Below are 18,583 nucleotides of genomic sequence, written 5' to 3' on the forward strand. Positions count from 1 at the left end.
TTGGAGCGTTCAGCCCTGTCGCCATGGCATCACCGGCAAACGGTCGACGGACCCATGTCAAAGTGGAAGTGGTCGGCATGCGCTGCATTGTAGTCTGGGCTGAGGACGGCCCGAAACCATCGGCACGCGCCGTCGCGGATATGAACGTCGCTTGGCTGAACAAGGCTTTGGCAAAACTCGGCGTCACGAAAAGGAAAGACTCAAGCGATAGAGCCTCAGCGATCTACGCGGCCGTGATCGGCGCCCAACTGATCGCTAGAAGCCGAAACAATCTTCCGTTGTTCGATCGGGTCATCGATACCTACCGGTCAGCGGGACTAATCCCCTGACAAGCACCGGGTTGACGCTCGCACGCGGGGCCGGCTCTGACAGCTCCCAAATTCGGCTGTTTAGCGCGGCCTTGACTTGGCTAGCCCTGATCGTGCTGTGCGTTGGTATTGCCCCTACGGCGTGAGCTGCAGCGAGCAGATGTTGGGGCACTGCGTCCCGGTCGATCACGGCACCATTGTTCGGTAGGTGAAGAGGTATGCGCCGGGACAGGGAAGCGGCTGCGGTGGCAGTATCGCGGCCTGAGGCGACGAGTTGGCGCGTGGATGAGACCTACATGAAGGCGCAGGGGCGGTCGGCGATTGGTACCAGGCGGCGAACAGGCGCGGGAATACCATCGCGCTCCAACTCTCCGCAACGCGGAACGCCGACCCAGCGAAGCCGGCATCATTAAGTGTGAGTTCAGCGTCAGCGCCAATGCAACCACGGAAAGCGTCGAACTCATCGACGGGCAGGCAGAACTGGCCGCCGCCTGATGGAATCGCCGCCGTCGAGGCGCGGCTTGCGTCTTGCCAACAGATTGCAACGGAGCCCTCGGCGTCAAACTGAGGACTCGGTTGATTCCATCTTGCGACTGTTCTGGCCAGCCTGACGCGTGGTGGCCGCCGCGAGGCTGGCGGAGTCCCGCCTCGCCGTCGTCAGCCTACGTAGGCTGTCGCGCTTCGGCGGCGCCTGGAAGTGCCGCCGGTACTCACGCGTGAACTGCGAGACGCTCTCGTAGCCGACCTCCATGGCGGCGCTCGAAGCCGAGCAGCCGCTTTCCGACATCAGACGGAGGGCCTCGATCAGGCGCAAATGCTTCTGATACTTGCCCGGCGTCAGCGAGGTGAGCTGCTTGAAGTATTTGTAGAAGTTGGAAGCGCTCATTGCGACCGCAGCAGCCAGCCGCCCGGTGGTGATCCGCGAGCGATACTCTGCTTGCAGAATCGCGATGGCGGGAACGAGGCGGTGTGCATAGCCGCCGGGATTGGCGAGTGCGCGCAGGGCCGTTCCATGCGGACCTGCGAGCAGCCAGTAGTGCAATTCCTGCATGATGCCAGGTTGTAGGAGGGGAATAGCATCCGGTCGGTCCACCAGCTGAAGCAGGCGCGCCGCACAGTCCAACGCGGCCGCCTCCGTGTCGATCGCGAACAGCGTGTGGGGCGGCCGCTGCGTCGCCTGCGACGAATCGCCGATGCGCAGGGCCACCTCGCGCAGGCGCACCACGTCCAGGTCGATCGCCAGGGCGATATAGGGCCGGTCCGGGCTGGCCTCGACGATGCGTGCCGCAACGGGAACATCGGCGCTGACGATCAGGGTCTGCCCGGCACGCACCAGGCGTTCTTCGCTGCCCACGGACAGATGCTTGGCTCCCTGCAGGATCAGGCACACCAGAGGCCGGTAGACGGCGTCGAAGCGGCTGCTCGGCCGCGCAACGACCTTCATTCGGACGCCCGGCATGGGCGCGACCGCAAGCCCGCTCGCGTTTGCGTGACGCAAGGCATAGGTCTCGATCGCGCGAATGAGCTGATGCATGCGCACCTCCTGCCGAGAAGATAGTGCGCAGGACCGCCCGGCGCCACGCGAAGCAGAGAATCGGGCAAGATTGGCGGAGCCGCTGGCAAGCCGCGATGCAGCGGCGTCGCTACCCTGATCCGGTGCGCAAGTCCGGACACGGCCCGCAGGCCTGGTCATCCAGGTCCGGAATGCGCCGGCCGGACAGGCCGACAGCACGGATCATGGAGCGGAACAATGAGCCGGAATGACGACATCTCCGCCAAGGGCGATCCCGAAGACCGGAATCGCGCGTCACCCCAGGGCGATTCAACCGACCCGCTATCGCTGAACCGGCGTGCGACACTGGGCATCGGCGCCGCCATGGCCTCGAGCGCGCTGTCCGTCGTGCCGCTGCGCGCGCAGTCGCCCCAGGTGACGGCGCTGCCCGAGGGCACCACGGCCATCCGCACCCTGGTCAATGGCCGGCCCGTCGCGGTGACGATCGATGTCCGCACCTCCCTCCTCGACCTGCTGCGCGAGACGCTGGCGCTGACCGGGGCGAAGAAGGGCTGCGATCACGGCCAGTGCGGCGCCTGCACCGTCCATCTCGACGGAAGACGCGTCGCATCCTGCCTGACTCTCGCCGCCAAGGCCGATGGGCGGGAGGTCCTCACGATCGAGGGCCTGTCGCATGGCGATGCGCTCCATCCAATGCAGCAGGCCTTCATCGACCACGATGCCCTGCAATGCGGCTATTGCACGCCGGGCCAGATCATGGCGGCCGTGGCCTGCGTGGCGGAAGGCAACGCCACCTCGCGCGAGCGCATCCGCGAATACATGAGCGGCAGTATCTGCCGCTGCGGCGCCTATGTCGGCATCGTCGCCGCCATCGAGGATGCCGCTTCCAGGATGGGGCGCGGCTGACATGCAATCCTTCAGGCTCATCCGTCCGCGCACGGCGCAGGAAGCGGTCAGCGCGGCCGCGCAGGGCGGCGCGGCATCCCGCTTCATCGCCGGCGGCACCACCCTCTACGACCTCATGAAGCTCAACATCGAGCGGCCGGGACAGGTCATCGACATCACGGGCATCGGCGAGCTGCACCGCATCGAGACCGCCGGCGAGGAGCTCCGCTTCGGCGCGCTGGCGCCGATGAGTGCGGTCGCCACGGATGCGGTCGTCTCCCGCGACCACCCGGTGCTGGCCGAGGCGCTGGCCAAGGCCGCCTCCCAGCAGCTGCGCAACATGGCGAGCGTCGGCGGAAACCTGCTGCAGCGGACGCGCTGCCCCTATTTCAGGAACGGCGCGGGCGGCGTCTATCCCTGCAACAAGCGCGAGCCCGGCAGCGGCTGCGCCGCCATCGGCGGGCTGGACCGCAGCCAGGCGGTGCTGGGGACTAGCGAGGCCTGCACCGCCGTCTCTCCCGGCGACTGGCCCGTCGCGCTGGTCGCCGTGGATGCCGGGATCGAGCTTCTCGGTCCGAACGGGCCGCGCTCGATGCCGGTGGATGCCTTGTACCGGCTGCCCGGCGAGACACCGCAGCACGAATTCACCCTGGCGCCGGGCGAGATGATCACCGCGATCACCGTGCCCCGGCGCAATGCCGGGCGGCTCTCGACCTATCACAAGATCCGCGACCGCGAATCCTACGCCTTCGCGCTGGCCTCCGCCGCGGTGGTGCTGGAGCTGGAGGGCGACCGCATCGCGCAGGCGCGGGTCGCGCTGGGCGGCGTCGCGACCAGGCCCTGGCGCGCCCCGGCGGCCGAGCAGATGCTGGCAGGCCAGCGCCTGACGCCGGAGCTCGCCCTCGCCGCCGGCCATGCCGCCTTCCGCGACGCGCGCGCCGGTCACCACAACGCCTTCAAGCTCGAACTCGGCGCGCGGACCGTCGCGGACGCGCTGATCATCGCCGCGGAAAGGAGGCCCTGATGCCTGCCCCACCCTTCGCCGACCGGCCGCGCATCGATGCCCTCGACAAGGTCAGGGGCGCGGCCGCCTATGCCGCCGACATGCGCTTCCCCGGCCTGCTCCACGCGATGACCGTGCCCTCGCCGGTCGCCCGGGGCCGGGTCGCGGCGCTGGAGACCGAGGCCGCGCTGCGTATCCCCGGCGTGACGCGCATCCTCACCCCGGCGGATTTCGCGCCTACCCAGCGGGTTGCCGACCTGCCGAACTCGCCACGCCCCGGTCTGGTGCCGGAGATCGCCTTCCGCGGAGAGCCGCTGGCGCTGATCGTGGCGGAAACGCTGGAGGCCGCGATCGAGGGCGCCGAGGCCGTGCGGGTCCGCATCGAGGGCGCGCCGTTCAGCGCCACCGTGGACAGTCCCGGCGCGGCGCGCGAGCCGGCACCGGATGTCTCGACCGGCGATGCCGCGCGCGCCCTCGCCGGCGCCTCGACGATCGTGGAAGCCAGCTACGAATCGCCGACCCAGCACCACAACCCGATCGAGCTGCTGTCGACCACCGCGGTCTGGGCCGATGGCCGGCTGCTGATCCATGAGGGATCGCAGAATGCGGGCGCGATCAAGGTCGCCGTGGCCCGCACGCTCGGCATCGATCCTGCGATCGTCGATGTGAAAAGCGCGACGGTCGGCGGCGCCTTCGGGCAGAAGGGCTGGGTGCAGCGGCAGACCGCGCTGGTGGCGCGCGCCGCGATGCTGACGGGGCGGCCCGTCAAGCTGGTCGCGCCGCGCGGACAGATCTTCCATCTCGCGACCTTCCGCCCGCTCAGCCGCCACCGCATCCGGCTCGGCGCCGACGCCACGGGCCGGATGGTCGGCGTGCATTACGAGGTCGACCAGCAGAACTCGCGCAGCGGCGGCTTCCCCGCCAACCAGTACCATGACGGCGCGATGCGCCTCTACGGCATCGCCGATTATGCGGGCATCGCGGCGAATATCCGCACCGATACGCAGGCGCCCGGGCATATGCGCGCGCCCTATGAGCATCCCGCCTGCTTCGCCTTCGAAAGCGCCGTCGACGAGCTGTCCTACCGCCTCGGGCGGGATCCCGTCGCGCTGCGGATGGCCAACGACACCCGGACCGACATGCATACCGGCAAGCCGCTCTCCTCCCGCTTCCTCAACGAATGCCTGCAGATCGGGGCGGAGCGGTTCGGCTGGTCGCGCCGCAATCCGGCGCCGGCATCGATGGCCGCGCCAGATGGCACACAGATCGGCTGGGGTGTCGCCTGCGGCCTCTATCCCACGCTGATCCATCCCGCCGTCGCGACGCTGCGCATCGCGGCTGATGGCAGCACACGCTTCGCCGTGGCGGGCCATGAATTCGGCCAGGGCATCCGCACGGCGCTGGCCGCCGTGCTGACGCGTGAGCTGCAGATCGACGAACGCCGGCTGCAGATCCTGGTCGGCGATACCACCGCCGCTCCACAGCATCTCACGGCCGGGTCCTGGGGATCCGCCAGCGCTCTGCCGCTGGTCGTGCAGGCCGTCGCGCGGATGCGCCAGGCGGTCGCGGAACTGCTGGACGGCCGGCGGATCGCCGGGACGCTGCATCAGCAGATCGCCACCGTGCGCCGTCCCTTCCTGGAAGTGGAGGTCTCGCAGGTCGGCCCCGGCCAGGATTCCGCGGCGCTGCAGCGGATGCGCGCCGGCGGCTATGCGGTCACCGGCCCGGCCTATCCGGACTTCACGACGATGAGCTACATCGCGCATTTCGTGGAGGTTCGCGTCGAGCCCCGCACCCGGCGCGTGCGCGTGCCGCGCGTGGTCAGCATCGCCGATTGCGGACGCGTCGTCAGTCCCCGAACGGCGGCGAGCCAGGTCCGAGGCGGGGTCGTCTGGGGCATCAGCCACGCGCTGCGCGAGGCGACGGAGACCGACCCGCGCTATGGCGGCTTCCTCAACAACGACCTGGCCGAGTATGTGGTGGCCACGAATGCAGATGTCGACGAGATCGATGTCGGCTTCGTGGACGAGCCCGACCCGTTGTTCAACAGCATCGGCCTGAAGTCGCTAGGCGAGGTTTCGATGGTGGGCGTTTCGGCGGCGGTGGCGAACGCCGTCTTCCATGCCACCGGCCGGCGGCTGCGCAAGCTGCCGATCCGCGTCGATGATCTGCTGTGAGCCTCGCCAGGGACCGCGCCCTGCACGGGCAAGGCAGGCCCAGGGCCGCGGTGGTCCGCCGCTGGACGCGGCAAACGGGCCCGGTGCGCTAGATGGCTAGCCTGCTCCTGGCCCTCGCCTGAGAGGCCCGGATCAGGCCCTGGTACATGCCGTCCTTGCCGGGATACCAGGGCATCCTGCCGGTGTCGGCGAAACCCGAGATCGCTTCCATATGCGCCACCATGCGCCGGCGCATCGGCTCGTCCGGTAGCGGCCCGCGCAGCGCATGCAGGTTGTCCGTGACATGGGCCGGGTTCGACGTGCCGCACAAGACGGATGTCACGGCCGGATGGCCCATCACCCATTTGAGGAAGAACTGCGCCCAGCTCGCAATGCCGATCTCACGCGCGAAGTCCGGCAGGGGGCGGCCATCTACCACTCGCATCAAGCGTGCCTTCTCCAGCGGGAGGTTCACCAGGACGCCGACGCCGCGCTCGGCCGCGGCCGGCAACAGTCGCCGCTCGGCGCCGCGGGAGAAGATCGAGTAGTTCGTCTGCACCACGTCCACCGCGCCACTCTCGACGATCGCCGCCAGCTCGTCCTGCGCGGCAGTCTCGTGGTGGGTGATGCCGACATGCCGGATCAGCCCCTCGCGCTTCCAGGACTGGAGCAGCGGAACGACGACGGGCGCATTGACCAGGCTGTGGCACTGCATGATGTCGATGGAGGCGCGCCAGGTCCGCAGCCGGGACTGCTCCAGGCTCGCCAGCGCGTGGCTCTCATCGCCAAGGTACTCGCCGGTCGACCAGATCTTGTTGGCGATTAGAACCTCCGGCGCCTCCGGCAGGCTGGCGAGGAAGGCGCCAACACTGACCTCCGCGGAGCCGTAGAGCGGCGAGGTGTCCACCAAGCGCCCGCCGCCGGCAACATAGCGGCGCAGAACCTCGCGAAGCGCGTCCCGCCGGTCGCCCGGCATCAGGTCATAGGTCAGGAAAGTCCCGAGCCCAAGCGCCGTCATCTCCTGGCCGGTCCTACCGACCCGGCGGGTAAGCGGCGGAGCGGCGGCGGCGGTCGCCGCGGCGGCCGTGTCGCCGTCAGCTTGGGCGAGCGCACTGCGTGTGCTGGCCAGGGTCGCGCCGACCGCCGCGGCGCCGAGGAAGCCGCGCCGGCTGGCGCGGGAGAGCTGATCGGTCATGGGATCTCCTGTCCTGATCGGATTTTGCAGCGTCAGAACTGCCAGGCGGCCGGGACCCAGGCGTAGCCTGCCTGCGTCTTCAACAAGTGACCCACGCCCGGAAAGGGGTAGTGGAAGCCGAGTACCGGGATGCGGTCGGCAGCCGCCCTGTCGAAGAGGCTCCGGCGCGCCGCCAGCGCGGCGGTGGGATCGCGGTCCGGGCCGGGGCGCCAGGGACGGTGCAGGTTGACCACGGGGTGGTAGGCAAGATCGGTGGTCAGCAGCAGCTGGTCGCGCCCGGAATGGACCAGGAAGGCAGCCATGCCGGGCGTGTGGCCGGGCGCCGCGATGGTCGTGAGGCCCGGGAGGATCTCCACCCCGCCCTCGTACAGCTCCACCCCAGCCGCCACCGGCTCCACGCTGCGCTTGATGGCGGCGGCGAAGCGACGCCGGAAATCCTCTGGCACCGGCATGTAGGAAAGGTCGGGCTCGCCGCGTACGAAGAACTCCCAATCGGCCCGCGGGGCAAGGATCGTGGCGCGCGGGAAGGCGCGCCCGCCATCGGAGGCGCGGAGGTTGCCGACATGGTCGGGATGCGTGTGGGATATCACCACCGCGTCGATATCGGCCGGGGTCAGTCCGATGGCGGCGAGGTTGGCGAAGAGGCGACCGCCATTCGGCCCCATGGTCTGCCCGGCGCCGGCCTCCATCAGGATGCGCCGGCCGCCTACCTCGATCAGCAGCGTGTTCAGGTTCAGGGTCAGGTGATCGGTCGGCAGGAAGGCATCGCGCAGCGCGGCGTGCAGCGTCTCCTCCGGTGCGTCGATCGCATAGACACGGGGTGGGCCGCCGATCACGCCATCGCTCAGCACCGTTGCCGCGATGTCGCCGACGCGGAAGCGGTAATGCCCCGCATTGCCGCCCGCGAGCGCGACGGGCTGCGCGACGGCGTGTCGAGTGCCACCTGCCGGTGCGAAGGCGGCGGCCACGGCAGCCAGGGCTGTCTGGCGGCGGGTGCTGATCGGTTCAGGCATGCGGCGTCTCCATCATTGCTCATCACGCCGGGCGGCACCGGCACCCTGCCGGCCTGCCACCCTGGCGCCGCTTCCAGATGAGGCTGTCGACCTTTGCCCTTAACCGCCCCTAATCTGCACGGCCTGATAAGCAGGGCTTAGCAATGCCGCCGCTCCGCCTCGACAGCCTGGACGCCTTCGCGGCCGTCATCCGATGCGGCGGCTTCAGGGCTGCGGCAGCGGAGCGCGGCGTTTCCTCCTCCGCGCTCAGCCAGACAATCTCGGCGCTGGAAGCGGCGCTGGGCATCCGCCTGCTGAACCGAACGACGCGCAGCGTCGCCCCCACCGAGGCCGGGGCGCGCCTGCTGGAGCGGTTGGGCCCGGCGCTGGGCGATATCAGGCAGGCGCTCGATGACCTCGACGGGATGCGCGCGGTGCCGTCGGGCACCATCCGCATCAATGCGCCCGGCCCGGCCGCGGACCACGTCCTCTGTCCGCTCGCCTTCGATTTCATGCGCCGCCATGCGGCGGTGAAGGTCGAGATCATCAGTGACGCGGCCATCATCGACATCGTCGGGCAGGGCTTCGATGCCGGCGTGCGCTTCGGCCGGCAGATCGAGAAGGACATGATCGCGGTACCATTGGGCCCGCCCCTGCGCTACGCGATCGTCGCCGCGCCGGACTACCTGCGGAAGCGGGGCAAGCCCGCCACGCCGCATGACCTGGTCGGGCATGCGTGCATCCGGCGACGCTTCCCAGGCGGCACGCTCGTGACCTGGCGCTTCGAGAAGGCCGGCCAGGGCCTGGAGGTCACGCCCGATGGCCGTCTGACCCTGAGCTCGGCGCAGCAGGAATTGCAGGCGGCACTGGCTGGCCAGGGCATCGCGCATGTCTTCGAGGATTACGCGAAGGCCCATGTCGCGCGTGGCGAGCTGATCGAGCTGCTTCGCGACTGGAGCCCGACGCTGCCGGGCTGGTACCTCTACTACCCCAACCGGCGCCACACCGGCGCGGCAATGCGGGCCTTCCTGGAGCATCTGCGCGGCACCCGCTGGGAGGGCAGCGATGCGCCGCATCCGCCCGCCTCGCCTCGGCGCCGGGAGAGGTCGCCGTCCTGAGCGGAGGCCGCGGGCGGCGCTGCGGCACGATCCGTCCGAATGGACAGATCGTGCTTCAGCGCCCCGGCGGACCAAGGCTTCGGCTGGACTGCAGATGATCGACCAGCGCGCGGAGCTTGGGTGCCAGGTTCCGCCGGCTTGGATAGTAGAGGTAGAAGCCCGCGAAGAAGGGGCAGTAATCCTCCAGGACGGCAATCAGCTCACCGCGATCGAGGAAGGGGCGGAAGCTCTCCTCCATCCCGAAGCTGATGCCTGCGCCAGCCGTGGCGAGCTTGATCATCAATGCCATGTCGTTGGTGGTGACGGTCGGCGGCACGGCGACGCGGAACTCCTTGCCACCCTTTGCGAATTCCCAGCGATAGGGCGCTTCGCCAGGTGCCGGGCGCCAGCCGATGCAGCGATGCCGCGCCAGCTCCGCCGGATGCGACGGTACGCCGAAGCGGTCGCGGTAGGCGGGCGCACAGACCGCGAGCTGCCGCTCATCACCCGCAATGGGAATGGCGATCATGTCCTGCTCGATCACCTCGCCGAGGCGAACGCCCGCGTCATAGCCTTCGCCCACGATGTCGAACTCCTCATCCGTCACGGTGATGTCGAGTTCGACCTCGGGATGCGTCGCCAGGAAGGTGGCGAGGAAGGGCCCGGCGAGAAAGCGTTCCGCGATGGAGGAGACGGCGAGCCGCAGCCGCCCGCGCGGCTGGCCGGTCAGCATCGCCGTCCGCTCCAGCGCGGCGCGCATCTCCGCCAGGGCGGGCCCGACTTCCGCATGCAGCCTTTCCCCGGCCTCCGTTAGGCTGACGCTGCGGGTGGTGCGCAGGACAAGCGCGATGCCGAGGCCCTCCTCCAGGCGCCGGATCGTCTGGCTGACGGCGGAGCGCGTGACTCCGAGCCTGTCGGCCGCGCTGCGGAAGCTCCGTGCCTCGGCGACCAGCGCAAAGACGAGAAGGGCGTTCAGGTCGGCGGGCATTGGTTAGCTGGGCTTTCCCTGGTGGCAATCTGGAGCCAGCTTATCGCGACAATGGCGCATGGCTACCTCTCCGTCACCCAGGCTTTCCTGGGCAGGACAAGAAGAGGAGAAGCTTGATGGCTCTCGACAAGGTCGTCCTCGTCACCGGTGCCTCGAGCGGGATCGGCGCCGGCATCGCCCGCGAACTCGGCCGAGCGGGTGCGAAGCTGGCGCTCGGTGCGCGCCGCACCGAACGGCTGGAGGCGCTTGCCACCGAGATCGGCGGCGAGACGATGGTCGGTCGGCTCGACGTCACCGACCGCGGCGATGTCGCCGCCTTTGCGGAGGCTGCGCGGCGGCGCTTCGGCCGGATCGACGTGATCGTCAACAATGCCGGCGTCATGCCGCTCTCGCCCATGGCCTCGCTGAAGGTCGAGGAGTGGGACCGCATGGTCGACGTCAACATCAAGGGCGTGTTGCACGGCATCGCCGCCGTGCTGCCAGAGATGACGGAGCGTGGATCAGGCCACATCGTCAACATCGCCTCGATCGGCGCGCTGCAGGTCGTGCCCACGGCGGCAGTCTACTGCGCAACGAAATTCGCGGTGCGCGCGATCTCCGAAGGGCTGCGGCAGGAGAATGACCGCATCCGCGTGACCTGCATCCATCCCGGCGTCGTCGAGAGCGAGCTGGCCGACACCATCACCGACCCGATCGCCGTGGCGGCCATGAAGGAGTACCGCGCGATCGCCCTGCAGCCGGATGCGATCGGCCGCGCCGTGCGCTTCGCGATCGAGCAGCCCGGCGATGTCGATGTCAGCGAGATCGTCGTGCGCCCGACCGCGAGCCGGTGAGCGCGGCGCGATGACTTCGACGCGGAACGCCTCCATCCAGGGGCGCCGCGCCGCGGCAGTGATCTGCGCGTCGCCGCTCCTCGCGGTGATCGCCGGCGGCTTCGGTTTCCTGCGATTACGAAAGGTGAATGCCCCGATGATACAACAGTCGAATGCCGGCCAGGCGCCGGCGCCGAGCCACCCCTATGTCGGCATGTGGGTGACGGAGGATGGCCATGTCCGGCAGGAACTGCTACCGAATGGCCGCTATGACGAGGCGCGTGGGACGCGCCGCAGCGCCTATCGCGGGCGCTACGAGGTCCGCGGCACCCATATCGACTACTGGGACGATACCGGCTTCACCGCGGACGGCACCTTCATCGACGAGAACACGCTGCATCATGGCGGCATGGTGTTCCGGCGGGAGCGATAGGGTTGCGGCGACACGGTTGGCCTGGCGCGCAGGCCGACCGCAGGTCAGGCAGGCAGCACGACCCGCGCGCGAAGGCCACGCGTCGCGAGGTTCTCCAGCGTCGCGGAGCCGCCATGCGCGACCGCGACGGAGCGCACCAGCGCGAGGCCCAGGCCGATCCCGCCCGTCGCGCGGTTGCGTGATGGCTCACCGCGATAGAAGGGTTCGAAGGCGCGCTCCAGCTCCTCCGGCGGCAGCCCGGGCCCGTCATCCTCGATCTCCACCACCGCCGCGCCATCCTTCCGGGTGAGTCGCACGCGCGCAGCGCCGCCATAGGTGACGGCGTTGTGGATCAGGTTGGTGAAGAGGCTGCGAAGCCCGATGTCGTCGGCGGGCAGGATCACGTCCGGCCCTTCCTCCAGGCTGACCTGGCTGCCGGTCTCGGCCATGTCGTCGGCGATGGTGGAGAGCAGGGAGCGCAGTTCCTGCGGCTGCCGCGGCCGCGCGGCATGCGTCGCCTGCACGAAGGACAGGACCGCCCCCAGCATCTGCTGCATCTCCGCGATATCGGCCTCGGCGCGGCTGCGGATCGCCTCCGGCACCCGCTCCAGCCGGAAGGCCAGGCGCGTGAGGGGAATGCGCAGGTCATGCGCAATGGCGCTCATCAGATTCAGCCGGTCATCGACGTAGCGGCCAAGCCGGCGCTTCATCTCGTTGAAAGCCAGCGTGGCGCCCCGCAGCTCGCGAGGGCCGTCGGGTTCCAGATCCGCATCGCGCGGGTTGCGGCCCAGCCGTTCCGCCGCCTCGGCGAAGTGCCGGATCGGCCGCGACAGCCAGCGCGCGACGAGGTAGGCGCAGGGAATGGCGAAGAGGATGGTGCCGAGCACCCAGATCACGGCCAGCATCAGCCAGCCGCGGAAGATGGAGCCCGAGGGGTTCACGACGCGCCAGCTGCCATCGCCGAGATGCCGCGCCAGGGTGATGCCACCGGCGAAGTCCAGCGCCGCTGCCTTCTCGCTGGCCGGGTCCGCGCCGCCGGTCGCCAGACGATGCGCGGCGTAGCGCGTGCCCTTCAGCGCCTGCAGGACGGAGACGAAATGCACGCGCAGTTCCGCTTCCGGCAGGCCGAGCCGCACCGCCATCACATCCCGCATCGCGAGAAGAAGCGGCTCCTGCGGCGGCACTTCCTGCACCGGGATGTCACGAATCTCGACGCCGCGGACCGGCCCGTCGCCCATCAGCGCGCGCTGCATCGTCTCGAAGCCGACGGGGCCGAGGGGTACCGGCGGACAGGCGACGAAGACCGCCAGGTTGAGCAGCTGCACCAGCATCACGCAGGCGATGACGATGGCAGCGCTGCGGACGACCAGGGGAACGGCGCGGAGATTCACGGTCGGCTTTCCTACAGGCGCCTTGTGGCGGGAACGAACATGTAGCCTTCGCTGCGGATGGTGCGGATCAGCTCGTCCCCGCCGGCACGGAGCTTGCGCCGTAACCGGCTGACCTGAACGTCCACGGCGCGGTCGAAGGCGTTGCTGTCCGGCCCGCGCGCGGCATCGAGAAGCTGGTCGCGCGTCAGCACGCGGCGCGGCCGTTCCACGAAGGCCTTGAGCATGAACAGCTCCCCATCCGTCAGATGCACCAGCACGCCCGCGGGGTCGCGCAGCTCATGCGCGCTGAAATCGGCCGTCCAGCCGAGGAAGCCGACGCGGTAGGGGGCGAAGGCGCCGCCTGCCGTCTGCACGCCCCGCCGCAGGGTCGCCTTCACGATGGCGAGGAGTTCGGCGGGGCTGCTGGGCTTGCCGACATAGTAGTCGGCCCCCGCATTCAGCCCGGCGATGCGGTCCGGCGGCGTGTCCAGTGCCGAGAGCATCACGACGGGCGGGTGCGCGGCCCGTGCGAGGCGCTGGCAGGCCGAGAGCCCATTCTCCCCAGGCATCAGGACGTCGAGCAGGATCAGGTCCACGGGTTGCGAGGCCAGGACGCGCTCCATGCCGCGCGCATCCGCGGCGTCGAGCGTGCGATAGCCATGGCCGCGCAGGCTCTCCGCGATCACCTCGCGGATGCCGGCATCGTCGTCCACGATCAGCACGGTCTGGTTGCTGTCCGGCATCGGTCCTTTCCGTCGCGACCCAGGTCCCATTCGGGCGCCAATGTTTCCGCCGGATGTCTGGCGCCGGCGCTGGCCCAGGTTACGAAGAAATACGGCAGACACGAAGCGCCACCACGGTCCGCGGCCTTCGAGACCAGAAGCCGAGGTGACCGATGTCCGTCGAGACGATTGCCGATTCCGCTTTGCGCGACGCATCCCATGCGCGTGACGACCTGCTGTTCTTCCGGTCCTGGATGCGGAATCCTCTGCAGGCCGGCGCCTTCAAGCCGAGCAGCCCCGACCTTGCCCGCGCCATGGCCAGCCGCATCGATCCGGCGCAGCCCGGACCGGTCGTCGAGCTGGGCCCGGGGACCGGCGCCATCACCCGCGCCCTGGTCGAGCGCGGCGTGGACCCGGCCCGGCTCGTGCTGGTGGAGGCGGACCCCACCTTCTGCGCCCTGCTCCGCCAGCGCTGGCCCGAAGCCACGGTGCTGCAGGCGGATGCCTGGACGGCGCCTGACCTGGTGCGTGGTCTCGACCGCCCTGCCTCCGCCATCGTGGCGGGGCTGCCGCTGCTGATCCGGCCCCCCGCACAGCGCCTGCGGCTGGTGATGGACAGCCTGCGCCACGCCAGGCCTGGCGCGCCCTTCGTGCAGTTCACCTACTTCATCCGCTCCCCAGTCCCGGCGCCGCGCCCGGGGCTGCGCGCCGCCGGATCCGGCATGGTGTGGCGTAACCTGTGGCCGGCGCGCGTCTGGACCTATCGCCTGCCGCGGGACGTCGTGGGGATGGGGTGGTGACGGCACTGGACACGCTGCTGCGCGCGGCGAGCCTGGAGGCGGTGTTCCTTGCCGCCCTGGTCGAGAAGTTCCTGCCCGTCCTGCCATCCTACGTGCTGCATCCCGCGATCGGGATCGGGGCGGAGGATGCCGCGGCGCTGCTGCTGCGCTGCCTGGTGGCGACGGCGGGCTCTCTTGGCGGCGCGCTCGCCTGGTACGGCCTGGGCGCCTGGGTCGGAGCGGGGCGGGCGGCGGCGCTGGTGCAGCGGCATGGCCGATGGCTCCTGCTCTCGCCACGGCTCTATGGACGGTTGATGACGAGCTACGGCCGCAATCCCGCCCGCATCACCTTCCTCGGCCAGCTCATCCCGACCGTGCGGATCGTCAGCGCCCTGCCGGCCGGCGTGCTGCGGCTGCCGCTGCGCGGCTTCCTCCTCGCCACGGCGGCGGGGTCGCTGTGCTGGATCGCCATCCTCGCCGGTGCCGGCCACCTGCTGCACCGCAAGGGCTGGGCGGCCGGCGAGGCCGGGCTCGCCATCCTTGCCACGCTGGTGGTCGTCGAGGGCACCAGCGGCCTCTTCGCCTGGGCGCTGCGCCGCCGACGCTGACCCGCACCTGCTTCGTCATTTCAGCCACCAAGGAAATCGCCATGACCGACCAGCCACGCCGCATCACCTTCCGTAACGGCCCGATCGAGATCGTCGGTGCGCTATGGCTGCCGCCCGGCTTCGATGTCGGCACCACTCATCCGGCGTTGGTGGTCGTGACACCCGGCAGCAGCGTGAAGGAACAGATCGGTGCCAACTACGCCAGCCGCATGGCCGGGCGCGGCCATGTCGTCCTGACCTTCGATCCGTCCTACCAGGGTGAGAGCGGCGGTGAGCCGCGCGACCTCGAGGATCCCGCGGCGCGGATGGAGGATGTGCGCTGCGCGCTCGACCGCCTGGTGACGCTGCCCTTTGTCGATGCGGAACGTATCGGTGTGCTCGGCATCTGCGCGGGCGGGGGCTATGCGGTCGGCACCGCGCTTACGGAGCGTCGCATCAAGGCCGTCGGCACGGTCGTGGGCAACAACATCGGCCGCGCCTTCCGCCGGATGCAGGCCGAGGCCGGCACGACGGAATCGCTGCTGGCGGCGGTTGCCGCCGCGCGCACGGCGGAGGCACGCGGCGCCGTTCCCCGCCGTGATCCCTGGATCCCTGACAGCCCCGCCGAGGCCGCCGCGGTGGGGCTGAGCGACGAGGCGACGCTGCAGGCGGTGGACTATTATCGCACACCGCGCGGCCAGCATCCGCAGTCCACCAACCGGTTGCTGTTCCGCAGCCACGCGCTGCTGCTGGGCTTTGACGCCTTCCATCTTGTGCCGGAATTGCTGGTGCAGCCGCTGGCGGTGGTCATCGGCGGCGTGCCCGGCAGCACCGGCTCCGGCGAGGAGGGACGCCGGCTATGGGAGCTGGCGCCCAACCGGCGCGACCTCGTGGTGATCGAGGGCGCCGGCCACTATGACCTCTATGACAGGCCGGCCTTCGTGGAGCAGGCAGTGTCGCGTCTCGACACCTTCTTCAAGGCCTGCCTCAGCCGAAGCTGACGCCGGTCAGGCGCAGCGACTCCTCCCACAGGCGGCGCGCCGTCTCCGCCTCCAGCGCCTGCTTCGGGATGGCGGCCGGTGCGGGATGGCCGCGCAACTCTCCGAAGCCGTCCGGGCCGTAATAGCCGCCACTGCGCGCCGCGGGATCGGTCGCGGCGAAGAGCGTGGGCAAGGCGCCCTGTGCCGCGGGCTGGAACAGGATGGGCAGGAAGCGTCGCAGCAGGCCCGGCATGCTCCGCGGTCCGGCGCCATTGGGCAGCAGGTCGGTGCGGGAAACGCCGGGATGCGCTGCCAGGCTCTCCACGCCCCAGCCGGCCAGCGCGCTGCGCCGGCTGAATTCCAGCGCGAAGACGAGGCAGGCGAGCTTCGATTGCCCGTAGACGGGCATGGGCCGGTAAGATCGCTCGGCCTGCAGGTCCTCGAAGTCGATCGCCCCGTTGCGCGCCGCGACGCTGCTGAGCGTCACGACACGCGCGCGGCGACTGCGCCGCAGCAGCGGCAGCAGATGCGCAGTGAGGGCGACATGGCCGAGATGGTTCGTGCCGAACTGAAGCTCGAAGCCATCCTGCGTCAGGCGCCGAGTGGGCGGCGTCATCACGCCGGCATTGTTCACCAGGATGTCGAGCCGGTCCGCCTCCTCCGCCAGTGCCGCTGCGAAGGCCGCGACGGAGTCCAGGTTGGCCAGGTCGAGGCGGCGGAACCGTGCTCTGCCACCCGGGATTGCCGCATCGATTGCGGCGATCGCCGCCGCGCCCTTGCCCGGATCGCGGCCTGCCACGACGACGCGTGCACCGGCGCGGGCCAGGGCGAGCGCGGTTTCGTAGCCGAGGCCGCCGGTGCCGGTGACGACGGCCAGCCTGCCGTGCTGCGGTGGAATGCTTTCGGCCGTCCAGCGCCTGGCGGATTGACGAAAGGATCCGATGGCTTCGGTCATGATGGTGTCCATTGAGAAAATTCGCTTGTCCCACAGGTGAACGAGGGCGTGGCGACGCCGGGCCGCGATGCCGATCGTCGCGCCGTTGACAGCGCTGACGCGGCGATCGCGGAGCCCGCGACGGCCTCTCTCAGCCGCGCACCCGCGCCGCCGAGCGGCGCTGGAGGGCGGTGAGGGCCGGCGACGCGCCGTCGCAATCATCGATGCTTGCGATGACTGCGGCGATCTCGTCGTCGGTCGGGTTGGTCGTGTGTTCAAGCAACCTGATGAGCGGTGTGAGGAGGCCCAGCTTCCACCCCTGGTATGCCTGCCAGCTGGCATCGTGCATCGCTTCGGGTAGGGGTCGAAGGACTGGCCTTTCACCCTGGGCCCTAATGGCAGTGTTCGTTGCGTGGGCGGTCTTCATTTGGGGCTCCGGCATGTTGCAATGCCCGACCATGATCCCCCTACAATTCTGCCGTATGTCCGCGCGACGGCCCGCGCCGCGATGGCATGCTGTCACCGGGCACAGCCCATGGCTCGGTGAAATGGAGTACCGAAAGTGCTTTGGAAGCGTAGCCAAGCGGCAGCACAATGGTGAAGACTGCGTGCGCGGTCGCCGCCAGCTGGTCCGCGGCTAGCACTACGCGCCACTGCGACACGCAGGAAATCGGCGTCTCGCTGACCAGCGTGCAGAATTTCAACGAGAAGCCGGAGCGCGACATCATCGCCCCCTCCTGCCCGGGATCCACCCGTAACGAGAGAGTCTGGCTCCTTGGAAGGATTGAACCGCGCCGGGTTTGCCGGAGGCTCCAACTGTTGAGAGGATGGAGCGATAACGGCGAAGAAGACGGCGGCGAACTACTCGCCTGAGGTTCGGGAGCGGGCAGTGCGGCTGGTGCTGGACGGCGCTGGGAGCACGGCTCGCAATGGGCGGCGATCGGCTCTATCGCGGCGAAGATCGGCTGCACGGCGGAGACGCTGCGGCGATGGGTGCGGCAGGCGGAGCGGGACTGCGGCAAGCGGGCCGGTCCGACGAGCGAGGAGCGGGATCGCATCAAGGCGCTGGAGCGGGAGAACCGCGAGCTGCGCCAGGCCAATGAGATCCTGCGCAAGGCGTCGGCGTATTTTGCCCTGGCGGAGCTCGACCGCCCGTCGAAGCCGTGATCGCGTTCATCGACGATCATCGGGCCACCTACGGGGTCGAGCCGATCTGCCGGGTCCTGCCGATCGCCCCGTCCACCTACCACGCCCGCGTCGCGCAGCGCGCCGATCCTGCCCTGGGCTCGGCCAGGTCGCAGCGGGACGGGATGCTGCGGGCGGAGGTGCGACGCGTCCGTGCCGAGAACTTCGGCATCTACGGCGTGCGGAATGTCTGGCGCCAGCTCGGCCGCGAGGGGACGCCGGTGGCGTGCTGCACGGTGGCGCGGCTGATGCGGCAGTTGGGCTTGCGCGGCGTGGTACGCGGGAGAGAGACCAGGACCGACGGTGCCGGACAAGGGCGCGCCTTCTTCGGCCGATCGGGTGAACCGGCAATTCCTGGCGCCGCGGTCGAACCTGCTCTGGGTGTCGGACTTCACCTACGTCGCGACCTGGCAGGGCTTTGTCTACGTCGCCTTCGTCATCGACACCTTCGCGCGGCGGATCGTCGGCTGGCGGGAGTCGCGGACCACCTATGCCGGGTTTGTCCTCGATGCTCTTGAGCAGGCGCTGCATGATCGGCGGCCCGTGGAGGGCACCGGCCTCGTCCATCACAGCGATCGCGGCGTCCAACTTGGTCTCAACCGGTCGTCGCAACACCATCCTGAACGGACCGCAGGGCCGCGTCGAGCGCCTCGGCAGGCGTCTTC

The 18,583-nt window shown here is 69.6% G+C and carries 18 protein-coding genes, 2 pseudogenes and 1 other annotated feature; of the genes and pseudogenes, 11 read left to right on the forward strand and 9 right to left on the reverse strand.

Annotated features, from left to right (window positions below; translation table 11 throughout):
- Positions 1 to 329, forward strand: a pseudogene (locus G3576_RS32795) (hypothetical protein); the annotation flags it as partial.
- 538 nt (positions 330 to 867) lie between these two features.
- Here G3576_RS32795 and G3576_RS30290 read toward each other — a convergent pair.
- A complete protein-coding gene (locus tag G3576_RS30290) occupies positions 868 to 1,842 on the reverse strand; it encodes an AraC family transcriptional regulator (protein WP_164698221.1) in 975 nt (324 codons plus the stop codon).
- A gap of 423 nt (positions 1,843 to 2,265) precedes the next feature.
- On the opposite strand from G3576_RS30290, the gene G3576_RS30295 reads away from it, so the two are divergent.
- The 3 genes from G3576_RS30295 to G3576_RS30305 are packed head-to-tail and all read left to right on the forward strand — an operon-like array spanning position 2,266 to position 5,886.
- On the forward strand, positions 2,266 to 2,727 hold the full coding sequence (locus tag G3576_RS30295; protein ID WP_456237360.1) for a (2Fe-2S)-binding protein: 462 nt from the start codon (positions 2,266 to 2,268) through the stop codon (positions 2,725 to 2,727).
- A 1-nt stretch (position 2,728) separates the two neighbouring features.
- Positions 2,729 to 3,730 carry an FAD binding domain-containing protein gene (locus G3576_RS30300; protein ID WP_164698222.1) on the forward strand — a complete coding sequence of 334 codons (1,002 nt, stop codon included), beginning with the start codon at positions 2,729 to 2,731 and terminating at the stop codon, positions 3,728 to 3,730.
- The gene (locus G3576_RS30305) at positions 3,730 to 5,886 is read left to right on the forward strand and encodes a xanthine dehydrogenase family protein molybdopterin-binding subunit (protein ID WP_164698223.1); all 2,157 of its coding nucleotides are present in this window, start codon (positions 3,730 to 3,732) and stop codon (positions 5,884 to 5,886) included. The genes G3576_RS30300 and G3576_RS30305 overlap by 1 nt, the downstream gene beginning before the upstream one ends.
- An 88-nt stretch (positions 5,887 to 5,974) precedes the next feature.
- On the opposite strand, the gene G3576_RS30310 is transcribed toward G3576_RS30305, so the two are convergent.
- A complete protein-coding gene (locus G3576_RS30310) occupies positions 5,975 to 7,060 on the reverse strand; it encodes an aldo/keto reductase (RefSeq protein ID WP_164698224.1) in 1,086 nt (361 codons plus the stop codon).
- A gap of 32 nt (positions 7,061 to 7,092) precedes the next feature.
- Positions 7,093 to 8,073 (reverse strand): MBL fold metallo-hydrolase, encoded by a 981-nt coding sequence (locus tag G3576_RS30315; protein WP_164698225.1) that lies wholly within the window; start codon positions 8,071 to 8,073, stop codon positions 7,093 to 7,095.
- A 143-nt stretch (positions 8,074 to 8,216) separates the two neighbouring features.
- Here G3576_RS30315 and G3576_RS30320 point away from each other — a divergent pair, with 143 nt between their 5' ends.
- Entirely contained in the window at positions 8,217 to 9,170 is a 954-nt protein-coding gene (locus tag G3576_RS30320) for a LysR family transcriptional regulator (RefSeq protein WP_164698226.1), read from the forward strand.
- A 55-nt stretch (positions 9,171 to 9,225) separates the two neighbouring features.
- On the opposite strand, the gene G3576_RS30325 is transcribed toward G3576_RS30320, so the two are convergent.
- Positions 9,226 to 10,137, reverse strand: a complete 912-nt coding sequence (locus G3576_RS30325) for a LysR family transcriptional regulator (RefSeq protein ID WP_164698227.1) — start codon at positions 10,135 to 10,137, stop codon at positions 9,226 to 9,228.
- A 116-nt stretch (positions 10,138 to 10,253) separates the two neighbouring features.
- Here G3576_RS30325 and G3576_RS30330 point away from each other — a divergent pair, with 116 nt between their 5' ends.
- Together G3576_RS30330 and G3576_RS32105 are read left to right on the forward strand one after the other, a co-directional pair.
- Positions 10,254 to 10,970 carry an SDR family oxidoreductase gene (locus tag G3576_RS30330; RefSeq protein WP_164698228.1) on the forward strand — a complete coding sequence of 239 codons (717 nt, stop codon included), beginning with the start codon at positions 10,254 to 10,256 and terminating at the stop codon, positions 10,968 to 10,970.
- A gap of 10 nt (positions 10,971 to 10,980) precedes the next feature.
- A complete protein-coding gene (locus G3576_RS32105) occupies positions 10,981 to 11,382 on the forward strand; it encodes an Atu4866 domain-containing protein (protein ID WP_164698229.1) in 402 nt (133 codons plus the stop codon).
- A 44-nt stretch (positions 11,383 to 11,426) separates the two neighbouring features.
- Here G3576_RS32105 and G3576_RS32685 read toward each other — a convergent pair whose 3' ends face one another.
- The gene (locus tag G3576_RS32685; protein WP_164698230.1) at positions 11,427 to 12,752 is read right to left on the reverse strand and encodes a sensor histidine kinase; all 1,326 of its coding nucleotides are present in this window, start codon (positions 12,750 to 12,752) and stop codon (positions 11,427 to 11,429) included.
- 11 nt (positions 12,753 to 12,763) lie between these two features.
- The gene (locus G3576_RS30345; protein ID WP_207623116.1) at positions 12,764 to 13,474 is read right to left on the reverse strand and encodes a response regulator; all 711 of its coding nucleotides are present in this window, start codon (positions 13,472 to 13,474) and stop codon (positions 12,764 to 12,766) included.
- A 152-nt stretch (positions 13,475 to 13,626) separates the two neighbouring features.
- Between G3576_RS30345 and G3576_RS30350 the strand changes: the two genes are divergently transcribed.
- Genes G3576_RS30350 through G3576_RS30360 form a run of 3 tightly spaced genes read left to right on the forward strand, consistent with a single transcriptional unit; the run spans position 13,627 to position 15,820 of the window.
- Entirely contained in the window at positions 13,627 to 14,253 is a 627-nt protein-coding gene (locus G3576_RS30350; protein ID WP_164698232.1) for a class I SAM-dependent methyltransferase, read from the forward strand.
- Positions 14,250 to 14,840: a DedA family protein gene (locus G3576_RS30355; protein WP_164698233.1), complete on the forward strand. Its 591-nt coding sequence runs from the start codon at positions 14,250 to 14,252 to the stop codon at positions 14,838 to 14,840. Before G3576_RS30350 ends, G3576_RS30355 begins: the two co-directional genes overlap by 4 nt.
- A gap of 41 nt (positions 14,841 to 14,881) precedes the next feature.
- Positions 14,882 to 15,820, forward strand: coding sequence for an alpha/beta hydrolase (locus G3576_RS30360; protein WP_164698234.1), 939 nt, complete (start codon positions 14,882 to 14,884; stop codon positions 15,818 to 15,820).
- On the opposite strand, the gene G3576_RS30365 is transcribed toward G3576_RS30360, so the two are convergent.
- The 3 genes from G3576_RS30365 to G3576_RS30375 all read right to left on the reverse strand — a co-directional run bounded on the left by G3576_RS30365 (position 15,807) and on the right by G3576_RS30375 (position 17,461).
- Positions 15,807 to 16,754, reverse strand: a complete 948-nt coding sequence (locus G3576_RS30365) for an SDR family oxidoreductase (RefSeq protein WP_207623117.1) — start codon at positions 16,752 to 16,754, stop codon at positions 15,807 to 15,809. The two genes, G3576_RS30360 and G3576_RS30365, sit on opposite strands and share 14 nt — an antisense overlap.
- A gap of 130 nt (positions 16,755 to 16,884) precedes the next feature.
- On the reverse strand, positions 16,885 to 17,160 hold the full coding sequence (locus G3576_RS30370) for a hypothetical protein (protein WP_164698236.1): 276 nt from the start codon (positions 17,158 to 17,160) through the stop codon (positions 16,885 to 16,887).
- Between the two features lie 40 nt (positions 17,161 to 17,200).
- A complete protein-coding gene (locus G3576_RS30375; RefSeq protein ID WP_164698237.1) occupies positions 17,201 to 17,461 on the reverse strand; it encodes a hypothetical protein in 261 nt (86 codons plus the stop codon).
- 107 nt (positions 17,462 to 17,568) lie between these two features.
- Here G3576_RS30375 and G3576_RS30380 point away from each other — a divergent pair.
- Positions 17,569 to 18,583, forward strand: a pseudogene (locus G3576_RS30380) (IS3 family transposase); the annotation flags it as partial.
- Positions 17,855 to 17,971, forward strand: a sequence feature (AL1L pseudoknot). It overlaps the preceding pseudogene by 117 nt.

Source organism: Falsiroseomonas algicola (assembly GCF_011040385.1).
Classification (GTDB): Bacteria; Pseudomonadota; Alphaproteobacteria; order Acetobacterales; family Acetobacteraceae; genus Falsiroseomonas; species Falsiroseomonas algicola.

Excerpts from the sequence above, each read along its gene's own strand:
- G3576_RS30330 (WP_164698228.1), top strand. The coding sequence starts at position 10,254 with ATGGCTCTCGACAAGGTCGTCCTCGTCACCGGTGCCTCGAGCGGGATC.
- G3576_RS30370 (WP_164698236.1), bottom strand. The coding sequence starts at position 17,160 with ATGAAGACCGCCCACGCAACGAACACTGCCATTAGGGCCCAGGGTGAA.
- G3576_RS30315 (WP_164698225.1), bottom strand. The coding sequence starts at position 8,073 with ATGCCTGAACCGATCAGCACCCGCCGCCAGACAGCCCTGGCTGCCGTG.
- G3576_RS30375 (WP_164698237.1), bottom strand. The coding sequence starts at position 17,461 with ATGATGTCGCGCTCCGGCTTCTCGTTGAAATTCTGCACGCTGGTCAGC.
- G3576_RS30290 (WP_164698221.1), bottom strand. The coding sequence starts at position 1,842 with ATGCATCAGCTCATTCGCGCGATCGAGACCTATGCCTTGCGTCACGCA.
- G3576_RS30350 (WP_164698232.1), top strand. The coding sequence starts at position 13,627 with ATGTCCGTCGAGACGATTGCCGATTCCGCTTTGCGCGACGCATCCCAT.
- G3576_RS30365 (WP_207623117.1), bottom strand. The coding sequence starts at position 16,754 with ATGACCGAAGCCATCGGATCCTTTCGTCAATCCGCCAGGCGCTGGACG.
- G3576_RS30300 (WP_164698222.1), top strand. The coding sequence starts at position 2,729 with ATGCAATCCTTCAGGCTCATCCGTCCGCGCACGGCGCAGGAAGCGGTC.
- G3576_RS32105 (WP_164698229.1), top strand. The coding sequence starts at position 10,981 with ATGACTTCGACGCGGAACGCCTCCATCCAGGGGCGCCGCGCCGCGGCA.
- G3576_RS30360 (WP_164698234.1), top strand. The coding sequence starts at position 14,882 with ATGACCGACCAGCCACGCCGCATCACCTTCCGTAACGGCCCGATCGAG.
- G3576_RS30305 (WP_164698223.1), top strand. The coding sequence starts at position 3,730 with ATGCCTGCCCCACCCTTCGCCGACCGGCCGCGCATCGATGCCCTCGAC.
- G3576_RS30310 (WP_164698224.1), bottom strand. The coding sequence starts at position 7,060 with ATGACCGATCAGCTCTCCCGCGCCAGCCGGCGCGGCTTCCTCGGCGCC.
- G3576_RS30345 (WP_207623116.1), bottom strand. The coding sequence starts at position 13,474 with ATGCCGGACAGCAACCAGACCGTGCTGATCGTGGACGACGATGCCGGC.
- G3576_RS30325 (WP_164698227.1), bottom strand. The coding sequence starts at position 10,137 with ATGCCCGCCGACCTGAACGCCCTTCTCGTCTTTGCGCTGGTCGCCGAG.
- G3576_RS30320 (WP_164698226.1), top strand. The coding sequence starts at position 8,217 with ATGCCGCCGCTCCGCCTCGACAGCCTGGACGCCTTCGCGGCCGTCATC.